Source organism: Sphingomonas sp. P3_C6, from assembly GCF_056402595.1.
In genome coordinates, this window is record NZ_JBFUHB010000007.1 from 39,936 (window position 1) to 56,134 (window position 16,199).

General features: G+C 66.5%; 18 protein-coding genes and 1 tRNA gene. 5 read left to right on the top strand and 14 right to left on the bottom strand.

Annotation, left to right across the window (positions count from 1 at the left end):
• Positions 1 to 58: 58 nt before the first annotated feature.
• The 4 genes from AC1DT7_RS09835 to AC1DT7_RS09850 are packed head-to-tail and all read right to left on the bottom strand — an operon-like array spanning position 59 to position 2,598.
• Positions 59 to 535, bottom strand: a complete 477-nt coding sequence (locus AC1DT7_RS09835; protein WP_478035764.1) for a lasso peptide biosynthesis B2 protein — start codon at positions 533 to 535, stop codon at positions 59 to 61.
• Positions 507 to 770, bottom strand: coding sequence for a PqqD family protein (locus AC1DT7_RS09840; protein ID WP_478035765.1), 264 nt, complete (start codon positions 768 to 770; stop codon positions 507 to 509). Before AC1DT7_RS09840 ends, AC1DT7_RS09835 begins: the two co-directional genes overlap by 29 nt.
• The gene (locus tag AC1DT7_RS09845; protein ID WP_478035766.1) at positions 767 to 1,672 is read right to left on the bottom strand and encodes a sulfotransferase domain-containing protein; all 906 of its coding nucleotides are present in this window, start codon (positions 1,670 to 1,672) and stop codon (positions 767 to 769) included. The genes AC1DT7_RS09840 and AC1DT7_RS09845 overlap by 4 nt, the downstream gene beginning before the upstream one ends.
• Positions 1,669 to 2,598, bottom strand: a complete 930-nt coding sequence (locus AC1DT7_RS09850; RefSeq protein WP_478035767.1) for an HPr kinase/phosphorylase — start codon at positions 2,596 to 2,598, stop codon at positions 1,669 to 1,671. The genes AC1DT7_RS09845 and AC1DT7_RS09850 overlap by 4 nt, the downstream gene beginning before the upstream one ends.
• 193 nt (positions 2,599 to 2,791) lie before the next feature.
• Between AC1DT7_RS09850 and AC1DT7_RS09855 the strand changes: the two genes are divergently transcribed.
• Positions 2,792 to 3,934: an aminotransferase gene (locus AC1DT7_RS09855; protein ID WP_478035768.1), complete on the top strand. Its 1,143-nt coding sequence runs from the start codon at positions 2,792 to 2,794 to the stop codon at positions 3,932 to 3,934.
• A 139-nt stretch (positions 3,935 to 4,073) separates the two neighbouring features.
• On the opposite strand, the gene mtnA is transcribed toward AC1DT7_RS09855, so the two are convergent.
• The 5 genes from mtnA to AC1DT7_RS09880 form a co-directional block, all read right to left on the bottom strand.
• Entirely contained in the window at positions 4,074 to 5,111 is a 1,038-nt protein-coding gene (gene mtnA, locus AC1DT7_RS09860) for an S-methyl-5-thioribose-1-phosphate isomerase (RefSeq protein ID WP_478035769.1), read from the bottom strand.
• Positions 5,108 to 5,743: an acireductone synthase gene (gene mtnC / locus AC1DT7_RS09865; RefSeq protein ID WP_478035770.1), complete on the bottom strand. Its 636-nt coding sequence runs from the start codon at positions 5,741 to 5,743 to the stop codon at positions 5,108 to 5,110. Before mtnC ends, mtnA begins: the two co-directional genes overlap by 4 nt.
• On the bottom strand, positions 5,744 to 6,286 hold the full coding sequence (locus AC1DT7_RS09870; protein WP_478035771.1) for a 1,2-dihydroxy-3-keto-5-methylthiopentene dioxygenase: 543 nt from the start codon (positions 6,284 to 6,286) through the stop codon (positions 5,744 to 5,746).
• Positions 6,283 to 6,915, bottom strand: a complete 633-nt coding sequence (locus AC1DT7_RS09875; RefSeq protein WP_478035772.1) for a methylthioribulose 1-phosphate dehydratase — start codon at positions 6,913 to 6,915, stop codon at positions 6,283 to 6,285. Before AC1DT7_RS09875 ends, AC1DT7_RS09870 begins: the two co-directional genes overlap by 4 nt.
• Before the next feature lie 24 nt (positions 6,916 to 6,939).
• A tRNA-Gly gene (locus AC1DT7_RS09880) sits at positions 6,940 to 7,013 on the bottom strand.
• Between the two features lie 135 nt (positions 7,014 to 7,148).
• Between AC1DT7_RS09880 and AC1DT7_RS09885 the strand changes: the two genes are divergently transcribed.
• Positions 7,149 to 8,438 carry a methyltransferase family protein gene (locus AC1DT7_RS09885; RefSeq protein WP_478035773.1) on the top strand — a complete coding sequence of 430 codons (1,290 nt, stop codon included), beginning with the start codon at positions 7,149 to 7,151 and terminating at the stop codon, positions 8,436 to 8,438.
• 171 nt (positions 8,439 to 8,609) lie between these two features.
• Here the strand turns inward: AC1DT7_RS09885 and AC1DT7_RS09890 are convergent, their stop codons facing one another.
• Both AC1DT7_RS09890 and AC1DT7_RS09895 read right to left on the bottom strand, forming a co-directional pair.
• A complete protein-coding gene (locus tag AC1DT7_RS09890) occupies positions 8,610 to 9,983 on the bottom strand; it encodes a glutamate--cysteine ligase (protein WP_478035774.1) in 1,374 nt (457 codons plus the stop codon).
• 32 nt (positions 9,984 to 10,015) lie between these two features.
• Entirely contained in the window at positions 10,016 to 10,765 is a 750-nt protein-coding gene (locus tag AC1DT7_RS09895) for a 16S rRNA (uracil(1498)-N(3))-methyltransferase (RefSeq protein WP_478035775.1), read from the bottom strand.
• 208 nt (positions 10,766 to 10,973) lie between these two features.
• Here AC1DT7_RS09895 and ubiA point away from each other — a divergent pair, with 208 nt between their 5' ends.
• From ubiA to AC1DT7_RS09910, 3 genes are all read left to right on the top strand, one after another.
• Positions 10,974 to 11,918, top strand: a complete 945-nt coding sequence (gene ubiA, locus AC1DT7_RS09900) for a 4-hydroxybenzoate octaprenyltransferase (RefSeq protein WP_478035776.1) — start codon at positions 10,974 to 10,976, stop codon at positions 11,916 to 11,918.
• A 187-nt stretch (positions 11,919 to 12,105) separates the two neighbouring features.
• Positions 12,106 to 13,452, top strand: a complete 1,347-nt coding sequence (locus AC1DT7_RS09905) for a TldD/PmbA family protein (RefSeq protein WP_478035777.1) — start codon at positions 12,106 to 12,108, stop codon at positions 13,450 to 13,452.
• Positions 13,445 to 14,260 (top strand): 3'(2'),5'-bisphosphate nucleotidase CysQ, encoded by an 816-nt coding sequence (locus AC1DT7_RS09910; protein ID WP_478035778.1) that lies wholly within the window; start codon positions 13,445 to 13,447, stop codon positions 14,258 to 14,260. Before AC1DT7_RS09905 ends, AC1DT7_RS09910 begins: the two co-directional genes overlap by 8 nt.
• 4 nt (positions 14,261 to 14,264) lie before the next feature.
• On the opposite strand, the gene AC1DT7_RS09915 is transcribed toward AC1DT7_RS09910, so the two are convergent.
• Genes AC1DT7_RS09915 through AC1DT7_RS09925 form a run of 3 tightly spaced genes read right to left on the bottom strand, consistent with a single transcriptional unit; the run spans position 14,265 to position 15,993 of the window.
• Entirely contained in the window at positions 14,265 to 14,600 is a 336-nt protein-coding gene (locus AC1DT7_RS09915; protein WP_478035779.1) for a hypothetical protein, read from the bottom strand.
• Positions 14,601 to 14,626: 26 nt separating this feature from the next.
• Positions 14,627 to 14,887 (bottom strand): hypothetical protein, encoded by a 261-nt coding sequence (locus AC1DT7_RS09920; RefSeq protein WP_478035780.1) that lies wholly within the window; start codon positions 14,885 to 14,887, stop codon positions 14,627 to 14,629.
• 8 nt (positions 14,888 to 14,895) lie between these two features.
• Positions 14,896 to 15,993, bottom strand: a complete 1,098-nt coding sequence (locus AC1DT7_RS09925) for a DNA alkylation repair protein (RefSeq protein WP_478035781.1) — start codon at positions 15,991 to 15,993, stop codon at positions 14,896 to 14,898.
• Between the last annotated feature and the right edge of the window lie 206 nt (positions 15,994 to 16,199).

Consider the following 16,199-nt stretch of genomic DNA (forward strand, 5'->3'; position numbering starts at 1 on the left):
GCACGGTAGCGCTCGTAACCATGGCGTAAAACAACCGTTCCGGTGGGGCAGGGCAACCTTAGACGAAGCAGCCCAATTCGGCCATATGCGGGGCGACCGGATAGCCGGTGACCTTCACGCCCGCCGCGTCGAGCCAGGCATGCGCGTCGATCGGCTTCGCGTCGCTTTTGCCGGCGCCGAAATGCATGACGCTGGCAATGCCACGCCGCCGCAGCATGGCGTGCGCGGCCATCGCCTGTTGCAGGCAGACCGATCTGAACGGCATCCACGGCGCACTGGTCCGCACTGCCCAGCCAACCTCCTTCGCCATCTGGGCCTGTTCCGCACTGCTGCCTATAGCCTGTGCTGCGACACGCGGATCGCTTGGTGGCACAAAGGCGCCGAAGCCCCTGGCCACGCGACGGAACGGGAAGATCGCCAGCGACAGGCGCGCTGCAAGCATGCTCGCCGACGCCTCGGCGACGAGCAACTGGCGCCGCGGCCCGAGCGTAAGCGCGGTGCGGAGCTTATGCGCTACCGAGCGAGACTGCGCCATGCTTCTCCATTTCCGCCAGGAAGCTGCCGACTTCCGCTTCACAATCCTCGGATGATACCTCGAACTCGCGCACCAGCGCAGCACAAAGGGTTGCGATGTCGGCCGGTGTCTCGATCAGTTCCCAGATACGCGCGCCGACTTCGTTCATGCCGATATATTTGCCGTGCTCGGGGCTCATCATCATGATCTCGTCGCCCACTCGGGCGCTGAGCCAGTCTCCCTTCCGCTCGATCAACTTGCGATCCTTTCTTCACCGGCGTTGGACAGCTCATAGCCCAACCGTATCATCATTGCCGCATGATCCGCCTCGATCCGGGCGACCTGTTCGGGGCTGAGTTCGTCGTGCCATGCTCCCGATACGCCGCGCCGAAAAAAACCGCCACCCGGCCGTACACGCGGCGCCTCGCGGAACCCATGTTCGGTTTCCTGCTTTTTGAGCTCTCCGAAATCGGCAAAGCATGCGGCTTTTGCGGCCTCTTCCACCGTGACGTCGACGTGCGCAAAGGCTAGCGCGCGGCGGAAGACGCCGCCTGCATCGTCCTGCAGATCCTCGTACCGGACCAGATGAACCGGCAGATCGGTCTGGTCGAGCCAGCTTCGATTATAGCCGCTCCAGCCTGGCAGTTGCTGGCGGAGCTGGTTGGGCTGCCGGTCGCGTTCGCCGCAAAAGGCCGCATCCGCACTGGCCATGAACGCGATCGATTCGTCGATCGGCCTCGTGCCGTGATTGGCCAGGCTGGGAGCGACATCGCGCGGGTCTCGGACGATCAGGATTGCRCCGTCAGCCCCTTTGGGTCCGCCTAGCAGGGGCGCGCCCTCGCTGGTGTAGGTCCAGGCATCGTGAGTCTTCACGAAACGGACGTCGCCGATCTTGGTCTCGCGTTCCCCGATTTCCTGCTCCTCGCCCTGCGCAATGGCCGCGTAGACGCGCGGGCGTAGCCGGTCGCATTCCTCATGAGTGAGCAGGCCGGAGGGGAACAGCATCGCGTTGTCGAACCAGGCCCTCGCGCTGGCGATACCGCCCTGACGTGGCAGGTCGTTGATGTCGACCGGCGCGTCCTCCCGCAGGTTCGCGACCAGCAACCGAAACCAGGTGTTGCCTGATTTTGGATAGGAAGAGAGCCAGAAGGTCCTCAAGCGGCCCGCTCCAACAGGCCCAACTTGCGCCAGTGCGCCTCGAGCCAGCCCATCACCACAGGCATCTCGGTGAAGGTCATTTCGCGCGTCAGGGTGAAGACGCCGGCGCGCTGAGAGATGGTCGCCGCCGCCTGGAAATAGAGATCCGCCTGTGCCATGCGCCGCACCATTGCCGGGCGATAGGCGTTGTTGCGCACCATCAGCCCGCCATCGACGATATTGGGCCGCTGGATTCCAGCAATATGCGGCGGTCGCGCCTCGCGCAGCACATAGATGGCGGACAGCGGCAGCGCGGCGGCGGTCGCGGCGCGCGGTTCCACATAATATTTCTGGATCGCCGGCCGCACCGGCGCCGCGCGGCGTTCGGTCAGCGCGAGCTTGTCGATCGAATTCTGCCACAGCTTCAACTGCCGCCCGTCGGGCTCGACCCATGGCGTACCGTCGGCATGAGTCGAGATGCCGCAGAAATCGTCGGTGACCAGGTCATGACCAGCATCCACCAGCGCTGCCGCCAGGGTCGATTTGCCCGCGCCGGAAGGGCCACAGAACAGCACCGCGCTGTCGTGCACGCGTACTGCGCTCGCATGCAACACGATGCGGCCGCGCTGGTGCAGCAGGATGCCGAAACCGGTGCTGCTGATGAAGATCGCCGCTTCCTCGATCGAGCTGCCGTCGGCGAGAGAAAACAGGATTTCGCGTCCGCCGGTCAGCAGGATGCTTACCACGCCGGGGACTTCGAACAGGAACCGATCCGGTGCGATCTGCCAGTTCACGCCGCTCATTACGGCGTCGTGCAGCTCAGTCGGTACGTCGCCGGCGCGGATCGTGACATCGGCGTTGTGGGGGGCACCTCCCTCCAGCGCGATGAGGCCCGGCAGGGCAAGCTCGCTGGCGACGCTAAGTCCCGAAACCAGATAGGAAAACAAATGTGCACCCCCGACATGTCGGGCGGCCGGACGACGGCCGCGGCGACGCTGCACGCGTTCTGATCGATACGAGGTCGCGTCGCAACCATTCGACCGTGATTTCGCCGCGCGATCAAGTTTCTTGCGTCCGGAATGCTTTTCCTGCGCGGGGCAAATACTGGCGCGGCGGCGCGCCCTGCGGCATGGAGGCGCCATGAACCCGATCTATGCCTCGCTCGGCACCACCATCTTCGAAGCCATGTCGGCCCGTGCGCGTGAGACTGGCGCCATCAACCTGGGCCAGGGTTTCCCCGACGGTCGTGGGCCAGAGGATGTTCTTGTGGAGGCGGCGCGCGCCTTGCTCGAGGACTCGAACCAGTATCCGCCGATGCCCGGCACCGCTGCGCTGCGCCAGGCAGTCGCGGATCATTATGCCGTGCACCAGGGGCTCGATCTTGCGCCACAGGAGGTCATCGTCACCTCGGGCGCGACCGAGGCGCTGGCGGCGGCGATCTTCGCGCTGGTCGCGCCGGGCGACGAGGTGGTGATGTTCCAGCCACTCTATGACGCCTATCTTCCGCTGGTCGAGCGCGCCGGGGGCGTGGCGAAGCTGGTCCGGCTGGAGCCGCCCGAATGGCGCATCACCGCTGAAGCGCTGGCGGCGGTGGCAGGGCCGCGGACAAAGCTGCTGATCCTCAACAATCCCCTCAACCCCACGGGAACGATGATATCGGAGGGCGAGCTGTCGCTGCTTGCCGATTTCTGCGTCAGCCATGATGCGATCGCGATCTGCGACGAGGTGTGGGAGCATGTCGTGTTCGACGGCGCCGTTCACCGCCCGCTGATCGCCATGCCCGGCATGCGCGAGCGCACGGTCAAGATCGGATCGGCCGGCAAGATCTTCTCGCTGACCGGCTGGAAGGTCGGCTGGATGTGCGCCGCCCCGCCGATCGCGCAGGTGCTGGCCAAGGCGCACCAGTTCCTGACCTTCACCACCCCGCCCAACCTCCAGGCGGGCGCTGCCCTCGGGCTGGGCAAGAATCCGGCTTATTTCGCGGAGATGCGCGCAGGCTATCAGCGATCGCGCGACCGGCTGGCTTCCGGTCTGGAGAAACTGGGCTATGTCGTGCTGCCCAGTGCCGCGACCTATTTCCTCGCGATCGACCTGCCGCGGTCGGGCGTGAACATGGATGACGTCCAGTTCTGCAACTGGCTGATCGAGGAGGCAGGCGTTGTGTCGGTGCCCTTCTCGGCCTTCTACGCGAAGGATGCGGTGACCAGCGTGGTGCGGTTGTGCTTCGCCAAGCAGGACTCGACCCTGGATGCTGCACTGGAGCGAATGATCAGGCGCCCCTGACGGGTTTGCGTGGAGGGACTTTTGTCATGCCCCTAGGCCATTTTGGGCCGTGACGTGTTCATATAAATTCGATATTATTGTTTAACATCAGTATTTTACATCGGCATGCAAAACGGCGATTCTGTTGGAGCGTGTGACATTAATCGTCGACCCGATCCAACAACCCGCGCTCCGTAAGGTAGCCGCTGACCAGCCGCGCCGGGGTCACATCGAACGCCGGATTGGCAGCACCCGACGCCGTCACGCGAATGCTCCCGCCTTCGCCGCTGACGTGAGTGACTTCATCCGCACTCCGCTCCTCGATCGGAATGTCGGCGCCGGTCGCCGTTGTGGCGTCGAACGTCGTGTAGGGCAGCGCGACATAGAAGGGCACGTCATTGTCCTTCGCGGCCAGCGCCTTCAGATACGTCCCGATCTTGTTGCAGACATCGCCATTGGCGGTGACCCGGTCGGTGCCGACGATCACCGCGTCGACCTGGCCCCGCATCATCAGATGCCCGCCGGCATTGTCGGCGATCACGGTGTGCGGCACGCCGTGCCCGGCAAGTTCGAACGCCGTGAGCAGCGCGCCCTGGTTGCGCGGCCGGGTCTCGTCGACCCAGACATGCACCGGGATGCCGGCGTCATACGCGAGGTAGATCGGTGCGGTCGCGGTGCCGTAATCGACCGTCGCCAGCCAGCCGGCGTTGCAATGAGTCAGGATATTGAGCGGCCGGTCCGGATTCTTCGCGTGCAGTGTGCGGAACAATTCCAGCCCATGTTCGCCGATCGCGCGGTTGAGTTCGACATCCTCGTCGCAGATCGCATCGGCGCGCGCGAAGGCGGCGGCGGCGCGCTCGGCTGGGGGCAGGGGGCGCACCGCCTCCATTACCTTGTCGAGCGCCCATCGCAGATTGACCGCTGTCGGCCGCGCGGCGAGCAGGGTCGCATAGGCGGCATCGAGCGCCTCGTCCGATCCATCCTCGGCCAGCGCCATCGCCAGGCCATAGGCGGCGGTCGCGCCGATCAGCGGCGCGCCACGCGTCCACATCTCGCGGATCGCGCGCTCCGCCTCGGCGGCGCTGCGCAGCTCGACCCACACGATTTTCCACGGCAGTTCGCGCTGGTCCATGATGCAGGCGCCGCGCCCGTCGGCGGTGCGTCTGATCGATCGCTGATGCGATCCTTCGAGCTTCATGCCGCGATATCCCCGAACGATGCGATGTCACCCGCGCCACCGGCGCGGTCGATCAGCAATGCCAGCATGCCGGCCGCGCGCGCGGCAGCGATTTCCTGCGGCGTATCCGACAGGAACAATATGTCGGCCGGATCGAGCCCGATGGCCCCGGCGATCGCCGTATAGGATGCTGCCTCACGCTTCGGCCCGGTGACCGTATCGAAATAGCCCGAGAAGAGCGGCCCCAGGTCGCCCGCATCGCTGTGGCCAAACAGCAGCTTCTGCGCGGCGATCGATCCCGAGGAAAAGACGTAGAGCGCGATTCCCGCCTCATGCCAGCGCCGTAGCGCCAGCGCCGCGTCGTCATAGATATGCCCGGTGAACGCGCCCTCGCGATACCCGTCCTCCCAGATCATCCCTTGCAGCGTCTTGAGCGGGGTCGCCTTGCGATCCTCGTCGATCCAGCGGGTCAGGGTCGCGACCGGATCGCCCGGTTCGGTAGCCGCCACCTCGGCCAGGATCGGCCCGGTCGCTTCCGGATGCGCCGCGACGAACGCCGGCAAGCGCTCCCGCGCATAAGGGAACAGCGTCTCCGCCACAAAGGCGATGCTCGAGGTCGTGCCCTCGATATCGGTTAGGATCGCGCCGGGCATTCAGGCGAGAGCTGGATCGTGGCGCGGGAAACGGTCGGCGATGCTGTCACCGGTGAAGCTGGCGACCCAGCCGTCCGGGTTCACGAACAGCCGTATCGCGGTAAAGCGGGGTGCCGGACCCATGTCGAACCAGTGTTTCATGCCGGCGGGCACGGAGATCAGGTCGCCCTTGGTGCAGAGCATGTTGAACACGCGCCCGCCCTCATGGAGCGTGAACAGCCCTTCGCCATCGACGAAGAACCGCACCTCGTCCTCGCCATGCGTATGTTCGGACAGGAATTTCCCGCGCAGCGTCGCGCGGTCGGGATGGTCGGGCGCTAGCGCGACGACATCGACCGACTGATATCCTGCCTCGGCCTTCAGCCTCTCGATCTCGGGCGCGTAGACGTCGAGGATCGCGGCGGCATCGGCAAGCGGCCGGGTCGGCCAGCGCTCGAACCGCACGCCGATCGTGGCAAGCTCGGCGGCGATCGCGTCGCCGTCACCAGTGTCGAGCAGCGGGGCCGCGCCATCCTGCTCGTCGAATATCTGCAAATGGCTCATGCTTTGCTCCCGTGCCGGAACTGCGCCTCGGCCAGTTCGGCGGCGATCATCCACTCGACCGCCTCGATCACCCGCTCCGCCTCGGCCATGTCGCGGCCCCAGCCGTACAGGCCGTGGCTGCGGATAAGATAAGCCGGTACCGCGTCCGGCGCCAGCAAGCGCGGCGCCATCGCGGTATCGATCACCGCCATGTCCTGGCTGTTGTCGACGATCGGCAGGCCGATGCTGGTCTCATGCGTGGCGATGCCGGGCAGCGCCTTCAGCATCTCATGCCCGGCGAGCGTATAGCCCAGGAGATCGGGGAACGCCCGGCTAAGCCCCACGGCTGCGGGGGAATGGCTGTGCAGCACCGCACCCGCATCGGGAAAATCGCGGTAGATGGCCAGATGCAGCGAGGTCTCGGCCGAGGGCTTCTTGCCGTCGAGCGACGCACCGGCCGCATCGACCCGCATCACATCGTCCTCGGTCAGGCGCCCCTTGTGCCGGCCCGATACGGTCACTGCGAACGTGCCGTCGTCGAGCCGCATCGAATAATTGCCGGCGGTGGCCGGTGCCCAGCCCTTGCCGTCGAGCCAGCGCCCGACAGCGACGATCGCGGCCCTCGCCTCGGCAAGCGTGGTGGCGGCCATGGACGCGCGTCCCTCAAGGAAAAGTGGAGCGGGTAGCGGGAATCGAACCCGCGTATTCAGCTTGGAAGGCTGCTGCACTACCATTGTGCTATACCCGCGCTGAGGGCGAATTACCGGCAAGGGGCGGCCGGCGCAAGTCGCGCTGTTCGCAGGCCCGGCGCTTTTGGGATCGGGCACGCACATCCGCGCTATCCTTCACGGCTTGCTTACCATTTCCGCGCTATTCCCGCGCGATGTTCCACGACACATCCCTGGCGAATGTCGCCAAGAGCGATCCGCGACCGAAATCCGCGGTCAGCGCCGGCGTCGGGCTGGCGGGTCTCGTCGGCCTGCTTGCCTGGGTCGGTATCGCGCGCTGGTACGGCATGGATGGGCCCTATGCGGCGCTGGTCAATGTCGTCGCCTGCGCGGTGCCGATGATCCTGTGGTCGGTGTTCGTCGACAAGGTCCACCGTAACCCGACCACCGGACTCGACTGGTCGAACGCCAAGCCGTGGCGCGAGACGATCGACATCAGCGTCACCAAGCTCGCCGGGCTGTGGCTCACCTGGGCCGGCATCGCGCTGATCTACGGCACCGGGCGCTTTTACTGGGAGGGCAATTTCTCTTTCGCCATGTGGTGCTTCGGGCTTGCCGCGCCGGTGCTGTTCGTCGTGTCGATCCCCTATATCATCATCCTGGATCGTTATGCGGTGGACCCGAAGGACGGCTGCTGGTCGCTCGGCGCCTGGCTGATGGGCCTGAAGGAGCCGGTCGATCAGGAAGCGATTTACAATCACCTGCGCAGCTGGGGCGTGAAGGCCTTTTTCACCGCCTTCATGGTCGCGATCGTCCCGCCGGGCTTCGGCGATTTCATCCGGGGCGACACCAGCCAGGTACTGCACGATCCGGTCGCGCTGGCGAACTGGCTGATAACCTTCATGTTCACGCTCGACGTCGCCTTCGCGACTGCCGGTTATATCGTGGCGCTCCGCCCGCTCGATTCGCATATCCGCACCGCCAACCCCTATGCCGCGGGCTGGATGGCGGCCTTGATCTGTTATCCGCCCTTCATCCTGATGAGCGATGGCGGGCCGCTCGATTATCATATCGGCACGGCTGAATGGACCTACTGGTTCCAGGGGCATCCGGTCGTGCTCGCGCTGGTCGGCGCGGTGCTGGTCGCGCTCACCGCCATCTATGCCTGGGCGACGATCGCGTTCGGTTTCCGTTTCTCGAACCTGACGAACCGCGGCATCCTGACGCACGGGCCCTATGCCTTTTCGCGTCACCCGGCCTATCTGTCGAAGAACCTGTTCTGGTGGGTCTCGACCATTCCCTTCCTGACCACCGGCAGCGTGGTCGATGCTTGCCGCGCGGTGCTCCTGATGTGTGCGGTCAGCGGGGTCTATTATTGGCGGGCAAAGACCGAGGAACGGCATCTCTGCCTCGATCCGGCCTATCGCGACTATTCGACCTGGATGGAGCGCAACGGCATGGTGCCGCGGTTCATCGGACGGATGCTGGGGAGGAAGGCCTCTTAATTCCCCTCCCGCTCGCGGGAGGGGCTAGGGGAGGGACTGTCCTCCTCCACGCGTTATAGTTTCCGGGGACAGGCCTTCCCCCGACCCAGTTTGGGGTGAATGACGCCCCGCGTCATTCAGGTCACGCCGGGGGCATGACCGACCCCAAACTCGCGAGCGGGAGGGGAGGTTCTAGAACCGCATCTCGTCATAGACCTTCGACACGTCACCGCCCCAGGCGCCGTGATATTTGTCGAGCAGCACCTGTGCCGGCACCTTGCCCGACCGGACGATCTCGCGCAGCGGATCGAGGAACCCGGTCTCGTTGCTGCCCGACGCATCGAAGCGCGCCCGTGCGGCGAGGCCGGCATTGGCGATGTCGAGCACTTCGCCGGCGATGTCGCGCAGCTTGCCGCCGCCCGGGATCGGGGCATCCAGCGCCAGCTTCGGCACCGCATCGCGCAGCGCCTGGCGCTCCTCGATCGTCCAGTGCTTGACCACGTCCCATGCCGCATCGAGCGCGGTGCCATCATAGAGCAGGCCGACCCAGAGAGCGGGCAGGGCGCAGATCCGCCCCCAGGGGCCGCCATCGGCGCCGCGCATTTCGAGAAAGGTCTTCAGTCGCACTTCCGGAAAGGCGGTCGAGAGATGATCGTTCCAGTCGTCGAGCGTCGGCAGCTCGCCCGGCAGCACCGACAATTCGCCCTTCAGGAAGTCGCGGAAGCTGAGGCCGGCCGCGTCGATATAGCGGCCGTCGCGATAGACGAAGTACATCGGCACATCGAGCGCATATTCGGTGTAGCGGTCGTAACCGAAGCCGTCCTCGAACACGAAGGGCAGCATGCCGGTGCGCGCCGGATCGGTGTCCGACCAGATATGGCTGCGGTAGGACAGCATGCCGTTGGGCCTGCCCTCGGTGAAGGGCGAGTTCGCGAAGAGCGCGGTCGCCAGCGGTTGAAGCGCGAGGCCGACACGGAACTTCTTCGCCATGTCGGCTTCGGTTTCATAGTCGAGATTGACCTGGATCGTGCAGGTCCGCAGCATCATGTCGAGGCCCATCGTGCCGACGCGCGGCATGTGGCGCAGCATGATGGCATAGCGGCCCTTGGGCATGATCGGCAGCTCGGCGCGGGTCTTGTCGGGCCACATGCCGAGGCCGAGAAAGCCGATGCCGAACTTGTCGCCGATCGCCTTGACCTGTTCCAGGTGGCGACCGGTTTCGGCACAGGTCTCGTGCAGATTGTCGAGCGGGGCGCCGGACAGCTCGAACTGGCCGGCCGGCTCGAGGCTGATATTGCCGTCCGGGCCGGCGAGCGCGATCACCTTGCCGCCCTCCTCGACCGGGCGCCAGCCGAACTCGGTCAGCCCGTCGAGCAGGTCGCGGATGCCGCCGACCTCGTCATAGCTCGGCGCATGATGGTCGGAGAGGGAATAGACGAACTTCTCGTGCTCGGTGCCGATCCGCCAGCGCTCGACCGGCTTCTCGCCCTTGGCGAAACTCTGGACGAGCTGGTCGCGGTGCTCGATGACCGCTGCGTTGCTCTTTGAAACGGTCTTCGTGCTCATGGCGCGCATGTAGCGAGCGGAAAGGGGTGACGCTAGAGGGACCAATCCCCGGCCGCTGCCATCCACAGGCTCACCGCCGCTGCCGCTGCGGTATCCGCGCGCAGGATCCGCGGCCCGAGCCCGATTCCCACCGCGTCCGGCAGGGCCCGGATCGCCTCGCGCTCTTCCGCATCGAAGCCGCCCTCGGGCCCGATCAGGATCGCCGCCGGCCCTTTGGCCGAACGCATCGCCTCCAGGGCTGGCAGGCCACCTGTCTCGTCGGCGAAGAACAGCGTCMGCCCCGCCGGCCAGTCGCGTAGCAGGGCCGGCAGTTTCACCGGCTCGACCAGTTCGGGCACCGCGGTCCGCCCGCATTGTTCCGCTGCCTCGATCATGTGCGCGCGCAGCCGGTCGAGATTGAGCCGGTCGACCACCGTCCGCCGGGTCAGCACCGGTAGCAGCCGCGCCGTGCCAAGCTCACAGGCCTTTTCCGCCATCCAGTCGATCCGCCCCTTTTTCAGCGGTGCGACGCACAGCCACAGGTCGGGCACCGCTTCGCGCTCGCGAAGATGCGCGGTCACGTCGAGCAGCAGGTCGCGCTTGCCGACCGTCGCGGCCATGCCAAGCCATTCGCCGCTCTCGCCATCGAACAGCTTCACCGGGTCGCCCGGCTTGGTCCGCATCACGGAGATCAGGTAATGCGCCTGCGCGCCCTCGACGCGAAGCTGTGCCCCTTCTCGAAGAGGCGTCTCGACGAAAAGCCGGGGGGTCGATTGCGGCGGCCAGGCGGGGGTAGCGGGCATGGGGCTTTCCTAGACCCGAAATGGGGCGGATCGCCACTTTCTTCTCCCCTCCCGCTTGCAGGATGGGACGGGAGGGACTGCCATCGTCGCGAAGCATCGCTTGCGGACAAGCCCTCCCCTAACCCCTCCCGCAAGCGGGAGGGGGATAAGAACAGCAAACCCGCTGACAGACATTGCCGCCGTCGCCGGTCAGGCTACAGACGACGCCATGACCACCGTGCCAGAGATCGTCCCCGACACCGAGCATCGCGGCCTTGTCGGACTGTTGCCCCGTTCGGCCCGGCCGTTTGCGCTGCTTGCCCGGTTCGATCGGCCGATCGGCTGGTGGCTGCTCTACTGGCCCTGCGCCTGGGGCGTCGCGCTGTCGGGCAATGCCGGGGGCGACTGGTGGCTGCTGCTCTGGCTGCTGGTCGGCGCGATCGCGATGCGCGGCGCCGGCTGCGTCTATAACGACATCACCGACCGCGAGCTGGATGCGAGCGTCGAGCGCACCCGCAACCGTCCGCTGCCAAGTGGCCGTGTCTCGGTGCGTGCCGCCTGGTTCTGGCTGCTCCTGCTGGTGGCGATCGGCTTTGCCGTGTGGTGGCACATCAACATCTACGCCAAGGGGCTGGCACTGCTCACCCTGCCGCTAGTCGCCATCTACCCCTTCATGAAGCGGATCACCTGGTGGCCGCAGCTCTGGCTCGGGCTCGTCTTCGGCTCGGGCGCGGTGATCGGGTTCGCCGCGGCCGAGCCGACCATGTTCGAGATGCGATGGTGGAATCTCGTCGCGGCGATGGTGCTGCTCTATGCCGGCGCCATCGCCTGGGTGGTCGGGTACGACACCATCTATGCGATCCAGGACAAGGAAGACGACGCGCTGGTCGGTATCCGTTCTTCCGCGCGCCGCATGGGCAGCCGGGTGCGGGAGGGAGTCGGGATCCTCTATGTGATCGCGCTCGGTTTCTGGGCCGCCGCTTTCTGGCAGGTCAGACCCGAACCGCTTGCGCTGCTCGCGCTGCTGCCGGTCGCGCTTCATTTCGTCTGGCAGGTTGCGCGGCTCGACCCGAACGATGGCGATGCTGCGCTGGCCCGCTTTCGTTCGAACCGCCTGGCCGGCTTTTTGATGTTTGCCGCATGTTTTGTCGTAGGCGTGTCCTCGGCGCTTTGAGTCTGTTTGAAAATTCGCGGAAGAGCGAATTTCCAGGCGGCACCGGCCCGCTCCCCCTCCCGGCCACCCAGCCAGGCTATCCTATGGGTGGCCGGGAGGGGGAGCGGGCCGGTGCTGCGAAATGCGCCACGGCGCATTTCCAAACAGCCTCTTTGACCTTCGTGCCTGTCCTCCCTAAGTCCGCTCGATGCTTACCGTAGATCAGGCGCGAGACCGCGCTCAGGACATAGTCGCCCGCGCCAAGGCAGCCGGGGCCGACGCGGCCGATGCCGTCTTCGCCGACGATACGTCGCTCGACGTGTCGATCCGCCTCGGCGCGCTCGAGGATGTCGGCCGTTCGGAAAATGCCGAACTCGGCCTGCGCGTGTTCGTCGGCCGCCGCTCGGCAAGTGTCTCCACCTCGGACCTGTCGTCCGCCGCGATCACCACGCTTGCCGAGCGCGCCGTCGCCATGGCGCGCGAGGCGCCCGAGGACGCCTGGGCCGGCCTCGCCCCGGAAGACCGCCTGCTCCAGGGCGCGATCCCGCAGCTCGATCTCGACGATGGCGGTATGGTCTCGCCCGAGGCGCTGAAGGACGCGGCGCTCGCCGCGGAGGATGCGGCGCGTGCGGTCGAGGGCGTTTCCAACAGCGAAGGCGGCGGGGCGAGCGCGTCGCGCTCGGTGTGGGCGCTCGCCACCAGCCATGGCTTTGCGGGCGCCTATGCCGCGACCGGCTATGGCCTGTCGGCCAGCGTGCTCGCCGGATCGGGCGGCGAGATGGTCCGCGACTATGCGCATCATTCGGCGCGTCATCGCAGCAGGCTCGAAGACGCCGTGTCGATCGGCACCCGCGCCGGCGAGCGCGCGGTCGCCCGGCTCAATCCGGGCCGCGTCGCCAGTGGGGCGATGCCGGTGGTGCTCGATCCGCGCGTCGGGTCGAGCATGCTCGGCCATCTCGTCGGCGCCATCTCCGGCCAGGCGATCTCGCGCAAGACCAGCTTCCTGCTCGATGCGCTCGGCACGAAGATCTTCGCCAGCGGCGTCACCATCTGCGACGATCCGCACCGGCCGCAGGGCCTGCGCTCGCGCCCGTTCGACGGCGAGGGGCTGCCCGTGTCGCCCGTCGAGTTGGTTTCGCACGGCATGCTCGAAACCTGGCTGCTCGACAGCGCTTCGGCCCGGCAGCTCGGGCTCGAGCCGACCGGCCATGCCACGCGCGGCGGCGGGGGCAGCCCGGGCGTTTCGACCAGCAACATGCACATGTGCGCCGGCGTCACCCCGCCCGAGACGCTGATCGCCGATATCAAGCGCGGCGTGTTCATCACCGAGCTGATCGGCATGGGCGTCAACGGCGTGACCGGCGATTACAGCCGCGGCGCGGCGGGGTTCCTGATCGAGGACGGCGTGCTCACCACGCCGGTCGCCGAATTCACCATCGCCGGCAATCTGAAGGACATGTTCCTCAACCTGACGCCCGCCAACGACCTCGAATTTCGCTATGGCACCAATGTGCCGACCCTCCGCATCGACGGCATGACGGTGGCGAGTGGCTGATCTCCCCGGCACCACCGCTGCGCTGCCCGACACCGCGATCCTGGCCGATGCCATCGCGGCGATCGCGGCCGAGGCGAGTGCGGTGGCGCTGGCCAAATGGCGCACCGATTTCCGCCAATGGGAAAAGAGCCCCGGCAATCCGGTGTGCGAGGTCGATCTCGAGGTCGACGAACTGCTCCACCGGCGGCTCGCCGCGCTCGTGCCCGATGCCGGCTGGCTGTCCGAGGAGACGGTCGACAATGAAGACCGCCTGTCCCACTCGCGGCTGTGGGTGGTCGATCCGATCGACGGCACGCGCGATTATGTGCGCGGGCGCGAAGGCTGGGCCGTCTCGATCGCGCTGGTCGAAAACGGCCAGCCGCTGATCGGCGTGCTCGACGCGCCGGCGCGGGGCGAAATCTGGCGTGCCGAGGCGGGCAGGGGTGCGACGCTCAACGGCGTGCCGATCCACACCGGCGACCGCAGCGTCTTCGCCGGTGCGCGCGTGCCGACCGACAGCCTGCCCCGGATCGACAGCGATCTGGTCGCGGTGGCCAAGCCCAATTCGATCGCGCTGCGCATCGCGATGGTCGCCGCCGGCCAGGCCGATCTCGTCGCGACGCTGCGCTGGGGCTATGAATGGGACATCGCCGCCGCCGTGCTGATCGCGGCGGAAGCCGGCGCGGCTGTCAGCGATGCGTTCGGCAAGCCGCTGTTCTTCAACACGCCTAGCGCCCAGGCATTCGGCGTGCTGGCGACCACGCCCGGTATCCATGCAGCCGCAGTCGACCGCCTCGCGGAACGCGCGAAGACACTCGCGGTGAAATAACCCGCTATCCGTGCTGATAGCCGAGCGCGTCGAAACTGCTTTTCAGCCAGTAGAAGGAGATCGCGCTGCCGATGGCGATCGCCGCGATCAGTACCCAGCCGACTGGCGTCAGCCTCTGCCGCTCGACGTCGCGATAGGGCCACCGCGCGCCGCACAGGATGAAATACAGGCCGCCGATGATCGCGACCGGCACCGCCACGAAGATCGAGATCTGGTAACTGACCACCGGCGCATGGGCCTGCGCTGCCCGGAGCGGCAGCCAGATGCCCAACCAGCCGAGCGCGATGCCGGCGGCGAGCATGACCACGCCGCCAAGACGATTGCGAAGATCCTCGCCCATTCTTCCTCCCGCTTCCGCCGTGGCGTCTATCCCAACGTCTTTACCAGCTCGACGATATCGAAATCATAGCCTTGCCAGCCGCGATTGGCACCAGCCCCGGCAGCCGCAGTCCGCTTCTTCTTCGCCTCGGCCAGCGATTTGGTATGGCCCCAGAACACCTCGGTTTTCCCGCCGCCGAGATGGGCGACGAGCCGCCAATAATGGGTGAACTCGGTCGTGGTCGGCCCGATCGTCTTGACGTATCCGTCGGGCAGGGTGGCGGTCAGCAGATATTTCTTCTTCGCCATGACGCGCCTTAGCCGGCCAGCAATTCGAACGCAGCGCGGGCCATGGTCTGTCCGTTGACGATCAACTCGATCTCATGCGTGCCCGGATGATGCCGGCGCGTGCTGAAATCCCTGATCGTCTGGCGGATGGAAAGCGAGACGGTCTCGCCTGCGGCCAGGTCGAAGGTGCGCAGCTTGAACACCTTGGCCGCGCTCTTTCCGCCGGCCCGCGCATAGTGAATGCGGTAATCGACCACCAGTCGCTGGGCATCGGTCGCCGTCGAAGCGACATCGGCGGCGATGGTGATTCCCTCCCCGAGTCGGACGGTCTGCGGCGCCACCGAAAAGTCCCGTACCTCAACCGCCGCGCCGTGCCCTACACCAATCAGCGCCAGCGCCCTCGGGTCGCCCTGCTTGATCAGCGTGCGCAATGCATGGCGGATGATCCACCCCGTCCGGCTGTCGTCCTGCGGCCATGTCGCGAGCCGCTCGACCAGCCAGTCGGGCCGGTCCTTGGCGATGTCGTTCAGATGATTGGCGACCGATTTGCGCACATAGGTACTCGGGTCGCTCTTCAGCGCCTCCAGGATCGGCGCCGCCAGTGTCGGATCGGCCTTCAGCGCCGGCACGCGCCCGGCCCAGGGCAGGCGGGGCCGGCTGCCCTCGCTGGCGAGCCGGCGGACATGCTCGTTCTCATGGCCGCTCCATGCGGTCATCACCGCAAGAGTCCGTGCGCTGTCCTGCGCGAGAAAGGGCCGGATCGCGAATTCCGCGGTGCCGTAGCGGGTCAGCTCGGCCAAAGCCGCCATCGACCGGTCGACATCGCCGAGCCCGTGCCGCGCGACGAATTCGGTGATCGCGACCGCCTGGAAACCATGGGTCAGCCCGGGCGCCATCGCGCCGACGATCCCGACCGCCTCGGCATAATCGTCGGGCAGGGCGATCTTCAGGGCATCGGCGATATGGCGCACCCGCTCCATGATCGACAGCGCCTCCAGCCCTTCCGATCCGGCGGCGAGAAAGGCGGCGCGGTCGAAGCGCGGGGAGGCTGCCTTGCCGACATCAGCGATGGTGGCCAGCGCCCGAGGCCCCAATATATCCTTGAGCAGGGCGGGTGTCTCGGTCATCGCAATCGGGCTTCCGGTGGTTCGCTGGCACATCCCGAATGCCGCCTCCTTTCCAACAAGGCCAGCCCGATCGCGTCAGCCGCGGCCCGCCGTCGATGTTCCGACGCCGTCACGTCGCCATCCCGACTTAGTTCCGTAACGGCCATGTCATGACGAGCGCCTAGCTGCGCAGCCACCGGCACAATCGGGTCGCTGAAAGAAACCAA